The sequence below is a fragment of the Micromonospora kangleipakensis genome (genome assembly GCF_004217615.1).
Lineage (GTDB): Bacteria > Actinomycetota > Actinomycetes > Mycobacteriales > Micromonosporaceae > Micromonospora > Micromonospora kangleipakensis.
In genome coordinates, this window is record NZ_SHLD01000001.1 from 7,125,025 (window position 1) to 7,138,653 (window position 13,629).

General features: G+C 71.0%; 11 protein-coding genes. 6 read left to right on the top strand and 5 right to left on the bottom strand.

Features of this window, described 5'->3' with window-relative positions; translation table 11 throughout:
* Positions 1–27: 27 nt before the first annotated feature.
* On the bottom strand, positions 28–888 hold the full coding sequence (locus EV384_RS33910; protein WP_130339892.1) for a bifunctional methylenetetrahydrofolate dehydrogenase/methenyltetrahydrofolate cyclohydrolase: 861 nt from the start codon (positions 886–888) through the stop codon (positions 28–30).
* A 412-nt stretch (positions 889–1,300) separates the two neighbouring features.
* Between EV384_RS33910 and EV384_RS33915 the strand changes: the two genes are divergently transcribed.
* From EV384_RS33915 to EV384_RS33940, 6 genes are all read left to right on the top strand, one after another.
* Positions 1,301–2,905, top strand: coding sequence for a peptide ABC transporter substrate-binding protein (locus EV384_RS33915; protein WP_130339894.1), 1,605 nt, complete (start codon positions 1,301–1,303; stop codon positions 2,903–2,905).
* A 197-nt stretch (positions 2,906–3,102) separates the two neighbouring features.
* A complete protein-coding gene (locus EV384_RS33920; RefSeq protein ID WP_130339896.1) occupies positions 3,103–4,041 on the top strand; it encodes an ABC transporter permease in 939 nt (312 codons plus the stop codon).
* Positions 4,034–4,990, top strand: a complete 957-nt coding sequence (locus EV384_RS33925; RefSeq protein ID WP_130339898.1) for an ABC transporter permease — start codon at positions 4,034–4,036, stop codon at positions 4,988–4,990. Before EV384_RS33920 ends, EV384_RS33925 begins: the two co-directional genes overlap by 8 nt.
* Before the next feature lie 4 nt (positions 4,991–4,994).
* Positions 4,995–6,032: an ABC transporter ATP-binding protein gene (locus EV384_RS33930; protein ID WP_130339900.1), complete on the top strand. Its 1,038-nt coding sequence runs from the start codon at positions 4,995–4,997 to the stop codon at positions 6,030–6,032.
* Positions 6,016–7,047: an ABC transporter ATP-binding protein gene (locus EV384_RS33935; protein WP_130339902.1), complete on the top strand. Its 1,032-nt coding sequence runs from the start codon at positions 6,016–6,018 to the stop codon at positions 7,045–7,047. Before EV384_RS33930 ends, EV384_RS33935 begins: the two co-directional genes overlap by 17 nt.
* A 149-nt stretch (positions 7,048–7,196) precedes the next feature.
* Positions 7,197–7,715 carry a hypothetical protein gene (locus EV384_RS33940; protein ID WP_130339904.1) on the top strand — a complete coding sequence of 173 codons (519 nt, stop codon included), beginning with the start codon at positions 7,197–7,199 and terminating at the stop codon, positions 7,713–7,715.
* 132 nt (positions 7,716–7,847) lie between these two features.
* Here the strand turns inward: EV384_RS33940 and EV384_RS33945 are convergent, their stop codons facing one another.
* The 4 genes from EV384_RS33945 to purN all read right to left on the bottom strand — a co-directional run bounded on the left by EV384_RS33945 (position 7,848) and on the right by purN (position 13,615).
* Positions 7,848–10,481: a beta propeller repeat protein gene (locus EV384_RS33945; protein WP_207232538.1), complete on the bottom strand. Its 2,634-nt coding sequence runs from the start codon at positions 10,479–10,481 to the stop codon at positions 7,848–7,850.
* 200 nt (positions 10,482–10,681) lie between these two features.
* Complete coding sequence (locus EV384_RS33950) at positions 10,682–11,161, bottom strand: hypothetical protein (RefSeq protein ID WP_130339906.1); 480 nt, start codon at positions 11,159–11,161, stop codon at positions 10,682–10,684.
* 265 nt (positions 11,162–11,426) lie between these two features.
* Positions 11,427–12,998 carry a bifunctional phosphoribosylaminoimidazolecarboxamide formyltransferase/IMP cyclohydrolase gene (gene purH / locus EV384_RS33955; RefSeq protein WP_130339908.1) on the bottom strand — a complete coding sequence of 524 codons (1,572 nt, stop codon included), beginning with the start codon at positions 12,996–12,998 and terminating at the stop codon, positions 11,427–11,429.
* On the bottom strand, positions 12,995–13,615 hold the full coding sequence (gene purN, locus EV384_RS33960; protein WP_130339910.1) for a phosphoribosylglycinamide formyltransferase: 621 nt from the start codon (positions 13,613–13,615) through the stop codon (positions 12,995–12,997). The genes purH and purN overlap by 4 nt, the downstream gene beginning before the upstream one ends.
* Between the last annotated feature and the right edge of the window lie 14 nt (positions 13,616–13,629).

Consider the following 13,629-nt stretch of genomic DNA (forward strand, 5'->3'; position numbering starts at 1 on the left):
CGACGCCGGCGCCGTCCGCCGGCCGGATCAGCCGCGCTCGGCGCGCTCGACGACGTTGGTCAGCAGCATCGCGCGGGTCATCGGGCCGACGCCGCCCGGCATCGGCACCAGCGCGCCGGCGACCTCGGCCACCTCGGGGTCCACGTCGCCGGTGTAGCGGCCCTTGCCGTCCGCGCCGATCACCCGGGTGATGCCGACGTCGACCACGGTGGCGCCCGGGGTGATCATGTCGGCGGTGAGCAGGCCGGGCACGCCGGCCGCGACGATGACGATGTCGGCCGCCCGGGTGTGCGCGGCGAGGTCCAGGGTGCCGGTGTGGCAGAGGGTCACGGTGGCGTTCTCGCTGCGGCGGGTGAGCAGCAGGCCGAGCGGGCGGCCCACCGTGTTGCCCCGGCCCACCAGCGCGACCTTGGCGCCCCGCAGCGCCACGTCGTGCCGGCGGAGCAGCTCGACGATGCCGCGCGGGGTGCAGGGCAGCGGAGCGTCGTAGCCGAGCACGAGGCGGCCCAGGTTGACCGGGTGCAGGCCGTCGGCGTCCTTGTCCGGGTCGATCATCTCCAGCGCGCGCTGGGTGTCGAGGTGGGCCGGGAGCGGCAGCTGGACGATGTAGCCGTGGCAGGCCGGGTCCGCGTTGAGGTCGGTGAGCACTTCGTCGAGCTGGGCCTGGGTGGCGTCGGCGGGCAGCTCCCGCCGGATCGAGGCGATGCCCACCTCTGCGCAGTCCCGGTGCTTGCCGTTGACGTACGCCTGGGAGCCGGGGTCGGCGCCCACCAGGACGGTGCCCAGCCCGGGGGTGACGCCCCGCTCCGCGAGCGCCTTGACCCGCACCCGCAGCTCGTCCTTGATCTCCGCCGCGGTCGCCTTGCCGTCCAGGATCGTCGCCGTCACGCCCTGATCGTCTCACGCGCGCCGGCTGGCGGGCCGACGACAGCAAACGGTGACGATCCGTAACGTGTGGTTAGTCACTCACAGTGACAGAGTGTGGATCGCGCCACATGATGGGATGGGCAGGCGATCATGAGACACCCCAGAGCGGACGACGGTGACGCAACCTCGCGCCGGCTTCGAGACGGCGCGACAGGCGCGGCCGGACATTCGAAACGACGGCTCTGAGCAGGCCTTCTGGCTCTCCTCCTTAGCAGAGGCGCGAGACGCCGACAAGGCCGGGCCCCCCACTCCGTTACCCCTTTGCAACGCTCTCGTTGCCGAACCGCCTCCGACGACCTACCGTTGCCGATTGTTGCGCAGCGTTACCCAACGGCGGGCCTGACTGCGCAGCGTGAGGAGATGAGGAGACTCAATGCGAGTTCGTAGGCTTGCTGCCTGGACCGCCCTCCCGCTCGCGGTGACCCTGGGCCTCGCGGCCTGCGGCAGCGGCGGAGGCAGCGGATCCGGCAGCAGCGACCCCAACGCGGCCGTCAGCATCCAGATCAGCGAGCCGCAGCACCTGGTTCCGTCGAACACCACCGAGGTATCGGGTTCCCAGGTGCTCGCCGGCCTGTTCAGCCCGCTCGTCGACTACGACGCGCAGAACAAGCCGTACGAGGTGGCGGCCCAGTCGGTGACGTCGTCGGACAACAAGGTCTGGACGATCAAGCTGAAGGACGGCTTCACCTTCCACAACGGTGAGAAGGTCACGTCCGAGGACTACATCAACGCGTGGAACTACGGCGCGTACGCCCCCAACGGCCAGGGCGGCAGCTACTTCTTCGAGAAGATCGCCGGCTACCAGGACCTGCAGGGCGAGAAGCCGAAGGCCAAGACGATGTCCGGGCTGAAGAAGGTCGACGACCTCACCTTCACCGTGACGCTGTCCGAGCCGTACATCGACTTCAAGACGATGCTCGGCTACACCTCCTTCTACCCGCTGCCCGAGGCCGCGTTCTCCGCCCCGGGCGTGCTGAAGGACTCGTACGAGCAGGCGCCGATCGGTCAGGGCCCGTTCAAGATGAAGGGCACCTGGCAGCACGACGCCAAGATCGACGTCGAGCGGTACGACGCGTACCCGGGCGAGAAGCCCAAGGTCAAGGGCGTCGAGTTCCGGGTCTACCAGCAGCTCGCCGCGGCCTACGCGGACGTGCAGGGGGACAACCTGGACGTCCTCGGGACGATCCCGACCGAGAACCTGAGCACCGCGCCGACCGACCTGGGCGACCGGTACCAGACCAGCCCGATGTCGTCGTTCCAGTTCCTGGCGTTCCCGACGTTCGACAAGAACTTCAGCAACCCGGACGTGCGCAAGGCCATCTCGATGGCGATCGACCGGGACGAGATCACCAAGTCGATCTTCAAGGGTTCGCAGAAGCCGGCCCGTTCGTTCGTCTCGCCGGTGCTGCCGGGCTACCGGGACAACACCACCGGCGCGGCGGGTGAATTCAACCCGACCGAGGCCAAGAAGCTCTACCAGGCCGCCGGCGGCCCGTCGAAGATCGTCATCTCCTACAACGGGGACGGCGGTCACAAGGACTGGGTCGACGCCACCGCCAACCAGCTGAAGGCCAACCTGGGCGTCGACGTGGTCGGCTCGGCCGAGCCGAAGTTCGCCGACCTGCTCACCAAGGTCGAGAAGAAGCAGCCGGTCGGCTTGTTCCGGATGGGCTGGGTGATGGACTACCCGTCCATGGAGGACTACCTCGGCCCGCTGTACAGCACCAACGGCTCGTCGAACTACTACGGCTACAGCAACCCGGAGTTCGACAAGCTGGTCAAGGAGGGTTCGGCCGCCAAGACGCAGGACGAGGCGATCGCCAAGTACCAGCAGGCGGAGGACATCCTGGCCAAGGACATGCCGGTGATCCCGCTCCGCTTCGGCGAGAACGTGTTCGGCCACTCGTCCAAGGTCAAGAACGTCGAGATGGACCTGTTCCAGCGGGTCAACCTCGTCAAGATCGAAACGGCCAGCTGAGCTGACCATGGTGCGGGCCACCCGGGCGACGACGCCCGGGTGGCCCGGACCGCGCTACCCGGCCCGGGCGGCACGCCCGGCGTCGGTGGCGGCGCCGGCCTCCCCCGGGCCGGACGGCATGCGCTTCGGATATTTCCGGTACGACCAGAGATGCCGTCCTGCGACCCTTTCGCATTTTTCCGGAGAGACTGCTAAGCATGTTCCGCTACATCTTGCGGCGCCTACTGCAGATGGTCCTCGCGTTCTTCGGGACCACCCTGATCGTCTATGCGCTGATGTTCGCCGGCCAGGGCGACCCCATCCAGGCCCTCGCGGGCGAACGACCGGTGACGGCGGCCCAGCGGGCATACCTGACCGAGAAGTACCACCTGGACGCCACCGGCGTCGGTGGCTTCTTCTACCGCTACTTCGACTACGTCAAGAGCCTGCTCCAGGGTGACCTCGGCCAGTCGCTGACCGGCCGCCAGATCGGCGACATCCTTCAGGCGGCCTGGCCGGTCACCGTGAAGCTCGCGCTGATCGCGCTCGCCGTGGCGATCATCTTCGGCGTCACCGCCGGCGTGATCGCCGGCATCCGGCGGGCCAGCATCTTCGACAACTCGACGCTGGTGCTCACCCTGCTGGTGCTCGGCATCCCGACCATCGTGCTGGCGCCGCTCGCCCAGTACTTCCTGGGCGTCAAGTGGCAGCTCTTCCCGCCCACCGCCGGCGCCGAGCCGACGTTCTATGCGCTGCTGCTGCCGGGCATCGTGCTCGGCTCGCTGTCGCTGGCCACCGCGCTGCGGCTGACCCGTACCTCGGTGGCGGAGAACCTGCGTGCCGACTACGTCCGGACCGCCCGGTCCAAGGGCCTGGTCAAGCGGCGCATCGTCAGCGTCCACGTGCTGCGCAACTCGCTCATCCCGGTGGTCACCTTCCTCGGTGTGGAGCTGGGCAACCTGATGAGCGGGGCGATCATCACCGAGGGCGTCTTCAACATCCCCGGCGTGGGCTTCAACCTCTTCCGCGGCATCCGCACCGAGGACGGCCCCCTGGTGGTGGGCATCGTCAGCGTGCTGGTCGTGGTCTACCTGGTCTCGAACCTGGTGGTGGACGTCCTGTACGCCGTACTCGACCCGAGGATCCGCTATGAGTGACTTCGAGACTGTGGCGGCGACCGAGAACCAGGCCGCGCGGCGTGGCCCCTCGGGCGAGCCGGGCGCGCCCAACCAGGTCGGCGTGCCGAACAAGCCGCGCAGCCTGGCCGGGGACGCCTGGCGCGACCTGCGCCGCAACCCGATCTTCTGGATCTCGCTGGCACTGGTGGTCATCTTCACCCTGATGGCCGTGATCCCTGGCGTGTTCACCACGAACGACCCGAGCGACTGCCTGCTCTCCCGGCAGCACGCCGGGCCGTCCGGCGGGGCCATCTTCGGGTACGACTTCCAGGGCTGCGACACGTACTCCCGGGCGGTCTACGGCACCCGGGCCTCACTGCTGGTCGGCGCGCTCTCCGCGCTGGGCACCGGGGTGATCGCGCTGGTGGTCGGCATGGTGGCCGGTTACTTCGGCCGCTGGATCGACGCGGTGCTCTCCCGCGTGATCGACGTGGTGCTCGGCATCCCGCTGCTGCTGGCCGCGATCGTGCTGCTCAAGCGGGTCGGCAGCGCCAGCCCGACGGTCCGGATCACCGCGGTGATCTTCGTGCTGGCCATCCTCGGCTGGACCACGGCCGCCCGGGTGGTGCGTTCCTCGGTGATCACCGCGAAGGAGCAGGACTACGTCGCGGCGGCCCGGATGCTCGGCGCCGGCCACGGCCGGATCATGTGGCGGCACATCCTGCCGAACTCGCTGGCCCCGGCCATCGTGGTGCTGACCATCGCGCTCGGCTCGTTCATCGCCGCCGAGGCGACGCTCTCCTTCCTGGGCATCGGTCTCAAGGCGCCGACGATCTCGTGGGGCCAGGACATCGACACCGGCCGGATCCACATGCGGGAGTCGGCGACGCCGCTGATCGTCCCGTCGACCTTCCTCGCGCTGACCGTGCTGGCGTTCATCATGCTCGGCGACGCGATCCGTGACGCCTTCGACCCGAAGCTGCGGTGAGCTCATGAGTCAGTCTGCTGTCCGCCCGACGCCGGCCTCCCCCACCCCGCCCGGCGGCCACCTGCTCGAGGTCCGGGACCTGCACATCGAGTTCCGGACCGGCGAGGGCGTGGCCCGGGTGATCAACGGGGTCTCGTACCACCTGGACCCCGGCGAGACCCTGGCGGTGCTCGGCGAGTCCGGCTCCGGCAAGTCGGTGACCGCTCAGGCAATCATGGGCATCCTCGACACTCCCCCGGCCTTCGTTCGTTCCGGCCAGATCCTCTATCAGGGCCGGGACCTGCTGACGCAGTCGGAGGAGCAGCGCCGGCAGGTGCGCGGCAAGGAGATCGCGATGATCTTCCAGGACGCGCTCTCCGCGCTGAACCCGGTCTTCCCGGTCGGCTGGCAGATCGGCGAGACGCTGCGCCAGCGCGAGGGGATGTCCCGGGCCGACGCCCGACGGCGGGCCGTCGAGCTGATGGACCTGGTGCAGATCCCGGCCGCGGCGAAGCGACTGGGCGACTACCCGCACCAGTTCTCCGGCGGCATGCGGCAGCGCGTCATGATCGCGATGGCGCTGGCGCTGGACCCGAAGGTGCTGATCGCCGACGAGCCGACCACGGCGCTCGACGTCACCGTGCAGGCCCAGATCATGGACCTGCTGGCCGACCTGCGCCGCGACCTCAACATGGCGATGATCCTGATCACCCACGACCTCGGCGTGGTCGCCGGCGTCGCGGACCGGATCGCCGTCATGTACGCCGGCCGGATCGTCGAGCACGCCGACGTCCGCTCGCTGTACCGGTCGCCGGCCCACCCGTACACCAAGGGGCTGCTGGAGTCGATCCCGCGGATGGACGTCCGGGGTCAGGCGCTCTCCACCATCAAGGGGCTGCCGCCGAACCTGATGCGGATCCCCTCCGGCTGCCCGTTCCACCCCCGGTGCCCGTACGTGCAGCAGGTCTGCGTGGACGTGGTGCCGCACGACCTGGTCCTCGGCGACGGCCGGACCAGCGCGTGCCACTTCGCGCAGGAGGTCCGTGATGACAGCGCCCGCTAGCCCGACGAAGGTCCGCGGCGAGACGATCCTCTCCGTCGACAACGTGGTCAAGCACTTCCCGATCAGCCAGGGGGTGCTGTTCAAGAAGCAAACCGGGGCGGTCAAGGCCGTCGACGGGGTGAGCTTCGAGCTGCGCCGGGGCGAGACGCTCGGCATCGTCGGCGAGTCCGGCTGCGGCAAGTCGACCCTCGCCCGGCTGCTGATGCGGCTGGAGACGCCGACCGCCGGGCGGGCCACCCTGGAGGGGAAGGACCTGTTCAAGGCCTCCGGGTCGGAACTGCGCCGGCTGCGCCGCAACATGCAGATGGTGATGCAGGACCCGTACACCTCGCTGAACCCGCGGATGACGGTCGGCGACATCATCGGCGAGCCGTTCGAGATCCACCCGGACGCCGCCCCGAAGGGCAGCAAGCAGAAGCGGGTGCAGGAGCTGCTGGACGTGGTCGGGCTCAACCCCGAGCACATCAACCGGTACCCGCACCAGTTCTCCGGCGGCCAGCGGCAGCGCATCGGCATCGCCCGGGCCCTGGCGCTGCGGCCGGAGATCATCGTCTGCGACGAGCCGGTCTCGGCCCTGGACGTGTCGATCCAGGCCCAGGTGATCAACCTGCTGGAGCAGCTCCAGGACGAGTTCGGGCTGTCGTACATCTTCATCGCGCACGACCTGTCGGTGGTCCGGCACATCTCCGACCGGGTCGCGGTGATGTACCTCGGCAGGATCGTGGAGATCGGCACCGAGGAGGAGATCTACGAGCGGGCCACCCACCCGTACACCCAGGCGCTGCTCTCGGCGGTGCCGGTGCCCGACCCGGACGCCCGGACCGGCCGGAACATCATCCGGCTCACCGGCGACGTGCCGAGCCCCGCCGAGCCGCCGAGTGGTTGCCACTTCCGCACCCGCTGCTGGAAGGCCCAGGACGTCTGCGCCACCCAGGATCCGCACACCGTCCTCCGCGCCGCCGACCCGCACCCCTCGGCCTGCCACTTCGCCGAACTCCGCCCCACCCCCGCCTGACCCCCACCCCACCCCCGCCTGACCCCCACCCCACCCCCGCCTGACCCCGTTGATCATGAAGTTGTTGTCGCGACACGCCGACGTGGCCGACAACAACTTCATGATCGACGCGTTTCCCCCGGGGTTGACCCGGGCGGGAGACTCGGGGGGTGGGGATTCGTCGATGGGTCGCGGTGGTGGTGGCGGGGGTGGTCCTGCTGGCCGGGTGTGATCGCGGGACGGCTTCGGGTGGGACGGCTGCGGGTGGGACGGCTGCGGGTGCGGGCAGCAGCGGTGGCGGGCCGGGGGGCGGTGATGGTGCCGCGCCGGGGCCGAGCTGCCCGCCCGACAACCGGTACGGCGGGGTCATGGGCGCCGGCGGCGAGATCGCCGGGACGCCCGGGGTGTTCTGGGCGCTGCTCTTCCTGCGCGGGGACCGGCTGCCGGCCGGCGAACAGGTCAAGATCGCGTTGAAGGTGACCGGGTCGGGTGAGCTGACGCTGAGCGCCGTCGGGCCCGGCGGCGCCACCGTCGAACCCGTGTCGTTCGACTCCCACGACGGCAGCACCTGGACCCGGCCCGGGGACGAGTGGGGCTCCTACTGGGCCTTCCCCACCGCCGGATGCTGGACCCTCCGGGCCGAGCGCACCGACGGCACCCGGGGTGCCGTCACGCTCCGCGCCGGCTGAGCCGGCTCCCCGACGACCGGGCGGCCGCACACCGACGACGGGGGCCCCGCCCCCGGAGGAAGGGGACGGGGCCCGCTGGTGTCCGGCCGGCGGCCCGGCCCGGATCGGGAGCCGGGCCGGACCGCCGACAGCTCAGAGCTGGGCCAGGTCGAACGCCCAGATGCCGCGGCCGTGGGTCGCCACGTAGACCGCGTTGTCCACCGCGTTGTACTCGACGTCCATGCCGACGGTCAGCGGCAGGCCGGTGCCCAGCCGCTGCCAGTCGGTGGCGCCGGGCGCGCGGTAGAAGGTGGCCAGGTCGGTGGCGAGCACCAGGCCGCCGTTGGCGAGCTGCTTGATCGAGCTGGCCGGCACGTCCGGCAGGTTCGCCGAGACGTCCTTCCAGGTCGCGCCCGCGTCGGTCGTCTCATAGACGTGGCCGAAGCCGGCGCCCGGACCCTCGGTGAACCGCCGGGAGAACCCGTTGATCGCGAGGAAGGCGTGCGCCGGGTTGGCCGCGTCGACGCCGGCGCCCTGCACGAACCGGTTCGGGAAGTCCGCCGGCAGGGTCAACTGGTGCCAGCTCGCCGGGTCGTTGACCTTGCCGACCGCGACCCCCCGGGTGAAACCGGCGTTGTTGCACGGACCGCACCAACCGACGTACGCGGTGCCGCCGGAGACGCCCACCGAGGTGGCGGTGCGGCCGGCGCCCAGGTTGAAGACGTTCGTCCAACCCTTGCCGTCGGAGATCGCGTAGCCCTTGGTGTTCACCCAGACGTGCTGGCCACCGGCGACCCAGACGTTCCCGTCGGTGGCGTCCGGCGAGAACGGCGCGATGAACCGGGCCGGCTCGTCGCCCGGCGACGAGGTGTACGGCCGAATGTCCCGCGAGGTCGAGGTCTCCGCCGTGCCCGGGCCCGGGTTGGCGTTGCAGTTCTCGGTCACCCGCATGGCCAGGTTGGTGTACTCCTGGACCTGCCGGCAGCCGTTCGCCGGGTCGGCCAGCGAGTCGCCGCCGTCACCGCCGAAGTTCGAGCCCATCACGGTGTCGCCGGCCCGCAGCACCGAGGCGCCGTTGTCCTGGAGACCGCCGGAGACCACGGTGCCGGCCTTGGCCGGGTCCTTGCCCACCGAGACCGAGTAGTACTGGAGGGCGTCGATGGTGCCGTCGTTCAGGCTCTGCCAGTCGGTGGCGTGCCCGTCCTTGTCGGCCTTCCCGTTGATCGGCCGGCGGTAGATACCGCCGTCGTTGCCGACGTAGACGAAGCCGTTGCCCACCGCGACCGAGTGCTGGTCGGAGTGGGTGGTCTTGTTGCAGGTGTTCTTGGCGTCGTAGATGTTCCAGCAGGAGAAGCCGAAGTTCCAGTACGGCCCGACGGTCTTCCAGTTGGCGCCGCCGTCGGTCGACTCGTAGACCTCTTCCAGGCCCGCCCAGACGTGGTTCGGGTCGGCCGGGTCGACCGCGAGGAACTGGTTGTACCAGGCCTGGATGCCCGGACCGTAGCCCTTGCCGATCACGGTCTGCTTGAGCGCCGAGCTGGAGTTGCCGAGCTTGGCCGAATCGGCGATCTTGCTCCACGGTCCGGCGGGCGAGCCGTTGTTGGAGACGTAGATGCCGTCCAGGTAGCTGTTGACGTTGCCGGCCGGCTTGTTGAGCAGCTTCGGCGACTGGTTGATCGCGTACAGCTTGCCGCCGTCGGCGGAGAAGGCGAACGTCACGTAGCCGATGTCGTCGGCCGGGATCGAGCCAGTCGGGTTGACCTTGGTCCAGCCGCCCGCGGTGTAGTCGGCGGTCTCGTAGAAGCCGTTGTAGGTGTCGCCCGACCGCCAGGCCGAGGCCACCACCACGTGCTTCGGGTTGCGCGGGTCGTCGGCCACGTCGTTGACGATGTTCTTGTACGCCGCGTTGGCCGTGCCTGCGTCCGCCCCGCCCGGCAGGTAGCTCGGGTTCGGCGCCCACTCGAACTTCCACGCCCCGGAGCCGCTGCTCATCGAGTGCGAGTAGAGGCCCCGGTTGGTGGCGGCCCAGACCTTGCCGTCGAAGAAGCGCAGCTTGTTGATGACCGAGCTCTCCAGCTCGGTGCCGCCGACCCGGTTCGCCGCGCTGAACTGACCGGTCTTCGGGTTGGCCAGCCGGTAGACGCCCGCGCCGACGTACGAGGTGGCGCCGGTGTTCGCCTCACCGGTGGCGTACCAGAGCGAGCCGTCGGCGGCGAGCACCACGTCGCCGCTGGACAGGGTGGGCAGCTGGTCGGTGATCGGCGTCCAGCTCCCGCCGCCGATCGAGGACCGCCACACGCCGCCGTCCGCGCCGGCCGCGTAGACGTAGCCGCTGTTGTCGGCCGCGAGGCCGGTGATCCGGCCGGTCTGCAGGCCGGCGCCCCCGGAGGAGTTGGAGGCGTAGTCCCGGTAGCGCGGGTCGTCACCGTCATACTTGATCTTGGTGACCTCGCGCCAGCTGCCCTTGGTGACCGGCATGCTGCCCAGCTGGCTGAACGCGTTCGCGTACGCGCCCGGCGCGACGACGCCCGGCGCGGAGCGGGCCTGGGCGAACTGCTCGGCGATGACCCGGGCCTCGAAGGCCTCCTCGCCGGCTTCCTCGGACTCCTCACCGGCCGCCATCTCGGCGAACTCCCGGGCGTGCCAGGGCAGGTTGGCGCCGGGCTCCTGGGCGAGGCCGAGGGCCTCCAGTACCTCGTGGTTGGTGGCGGCGACGCCACCGAGCGCGGCGGTCAGCACCAGCGCGCCCGCGATTGTCGCCGGCTTGCGCCAGCGGGATTTCGACATGTGAATCCTCCAGGATTCAGGGAGTTCCCGGGCGGGTGGCCCGGGGAGGGAGACCGTGGCGGCGGATGGCGCGGCCACGGTGTGCGGTCTGGTGATCGGACGGGCAGCGTCCGAATTCGACCCTCGTCACGGTGCGGCGTCCACATCGGCGGACGGGTCACGCCCGCGTCGGGCCCGGCAGGACCGGGGCGCGGGGAGGGTCAGGCGGTGAGGGGTGGCGCCCGGGTGGGCAGGATGCCCCGGGGCGGCAGCGGCACGACCGGCGGCCGGTAGCGGGTCGCGGCGAGGACGGCGACCGTCGTGCCCTCGACCCGCAGGGGCGCGCCGAGGAGGAGATCGTCCGGTCCGTCGGACTGGCCGACGCCGGCGCGGTGGTCACCACAGGGCCCGCCGGGAACCTCCGCCCGCAGCTCCGACGGAGTGTCGGGGTACGCGTGGCGCGCCCCGACGACCCGGGGGTCGCCGGACGGCGGGGCGGCAGGATGCGGCGTGGTGACCGGGGCGACGACGCGCCGTACGTCAGGAGGGAGGACGTGCCACGCGTCGTGGGCGATCGACCGGTGCGCGGCGGTGACCACCGCGCCGGGCAGCTGGGTCTCCGCGCAGGCCGGCACACCCAGACCGGCCAGGACGAACGCCAGCGCGACGACGACGGCGTTCAACCGGTCGCACACGCGCATGGGTCAACCTGCCAGAACGAGGGATGTCGGACGCCGCTCGGGCGGGCGGCCGAGGGCCGCGGGCGGGAGACGGGTGGCGAGGAGAACGGGGAGGGTCGATCGTTGCTGCCGGGATCACGCTAGCAACACCAATTGACCACCGGCAACGGTTCGTCGGTCGTACTTTCGGCTGTTCGGCGCGGCGGCGGGTGGAGCGCTCCCGAGTGGCGGCTCAACGCGGACAGCGGGGGCGCCCGACCGGCCGCGCCCCGCTGTCCGCGATGGATCAGTGGAAGAAGTGCCGGGTGCCGGTGAGGTACATGGTCACGCCGGCCTCCTTGCAGGCCGCGATGACCTCCTCGTCGCGGATCGAGCCACCGGGCTGGACGATCGCCCGGACACCCGCCTCGATGAGGAGCTTCGGCCCGTCGGCGAACGGGAAGAACGCGTCCGAGGCGCAGACCGAACCGCGGGCCCGGTCCGCCCCGGCCCGGCCGACCGCGAGCTGCGCGGAGTCGACCCGGTTCACCTGGCCCATGCCCACGCCGACGGTCGCGCCGTCCCTGGCCAGCAGGATCGCGTTGCTCTTCACCGCGCGGACCGCCCGCCAGGCGAAGGCGAGGTCCCGCAGGGTCGTCGCGTCGGCCGCCTCGCCGGTGGCGAGCCGCCAGTTCGCCGGGTCGTCGCCCTCGGCGTCGATCTTGTCCCGGAGCTGTACCAGGACGCCGCCGGTGACCTGCCGCCACTCCGCGGGCAGCGGGTTGAAGGCAGGGGCCCGGAGCAGCCGGATGTTCTTCCTGCCCTGGAGAATCTCGACCGCGCCCTCGTCGAACCCGGGCGCCACCAGCACCTCAGTGAAGATCTCCGAGACCTGCCGGGCCAGCTCCACGCTCACCGGGCGGTTCACCGCGATCACCCCGCCGTACGCGGACACCGGGTCGCAGGCGTGCGCCCTGCGGTGCGCCTCGGCGACGTCCGCGCCGACCGCGATGCCGCACGGGTTGGCGTGCTTGATGATCGCCACCGCCGGCTGGTCGGGAAAGTCGTTCGCGGCCCGCCAGGCGGCGTCCGCGTCGACGTAGTTGTTGTAGGACATCTCCTTGCCGTGCAGCTGCTCGGCCTGCGCCAGGCCGGCCGGACTGGCCGGGTCGGCGTAGAGGGCGGCCGCCTGATGCGGGTTCTCGCCGTACCGCAGCACCGCCTGCCGGCTGAGCGCCAGCCCGGCGAACTCCGGCCACCCGTCGGCGGCCGGGGCGAGGGTCGCGGCGAACCACTCGGCGACCGCCACGTCGTAGTCGGCGATGACCGCGAAGGCGCAGGCCGCCAGGGCCTTGCGCTGGGCCAGCGTGAAGCCACCCTCGTGGAGGGCGGCCAGCAGCGCCGGGTACGCCGCCGGGTCGGTCACCACGGCGACCGAGGCGTGGTTCTTGGCGGCGGCCCGGACCATCGCCGGCCCGCCGATGTCGATCTGCTCGACGCACTCGTCCTGGCTGGCGCCCGAGGCGACGGTGGCCTGGAACGGGTAGAGGTTGGAGACCAGCAGGTCGATCCCGGCGATGCCGTGCTCGTCGAGCTGGGCGGCGTGCGCGTCCTTGCGCAGGTCGGCGAGGAGGCCGCCGTGGATCTTCGGGTGCAGGGTCTTCACCCGGCCGTCGAGAATCTCCGGGAAGCCGGTCACCTGCTCCACCGGGGTCACCGGCACGCCCGCGCCGGCAATCGTCGACGCGGTGCTGCCGGTCGAGACGATCTCCACCCCGGCGTCGTGCAGAGCCCGGGCCAACTCGACCAGGCCGGTCTTGTCGTAGACGCTGACCAGCGCCCGCCGGATCGGGCGGCGCTCGTCCTGAGTGGAGCTCACGGCACGGTGACCTTTCTTCCGGTGATCGTCCAACCTTGGCGGACCAGCCGGCCGACCTGCTCGACGAGCTGGCGCCGCTCGGCTTCCTTGATGCGCTCGGTGAGCGTCTCCTCGTCGTCGTCGTCCAGCACCGGCACGGCGACCTGCGCGACGATCGGGCCGGTGTCCATCCCGGCGTCGACGAAGAAGAGGGTGGCCCCGGTGACCTTCACGCCGTAGGCAAGGGCGTCCCGGGGGCCGTGGATGCCGGGGAACGCCGGCAGCAGCGTGTTGTGCGTGTTGAGGTAGCGGTCGCCGAACGCGGCCAGGAAGTGCGGGCCGACGAGCTTCAGGAAGCCGGCGCTGATGACCAGGTCGGGTCGATGCTCCGCGATGTGCGCGGTCAGCGCCTTGTCCCAGTCCTCCCGGGTCGGGTGGTCCTTCACCCGGTCGACGAAGGTCGGCACCCCGGCCGCGACGGCCCGGCCCAGGCCCGCGATCCCGTCCCGGTCGGCGCCGACGGCGACCACCCGGGCCCCGTACGCGGGGTCGACGGCGGCGTCCAGCAGCGCCTGGAGGTTGCTGCCGGAGCCGGAGACGAGGACGACGAGGCGGGCGACGGACGCGGGCTCGGTCACGCGGCAACCCTATC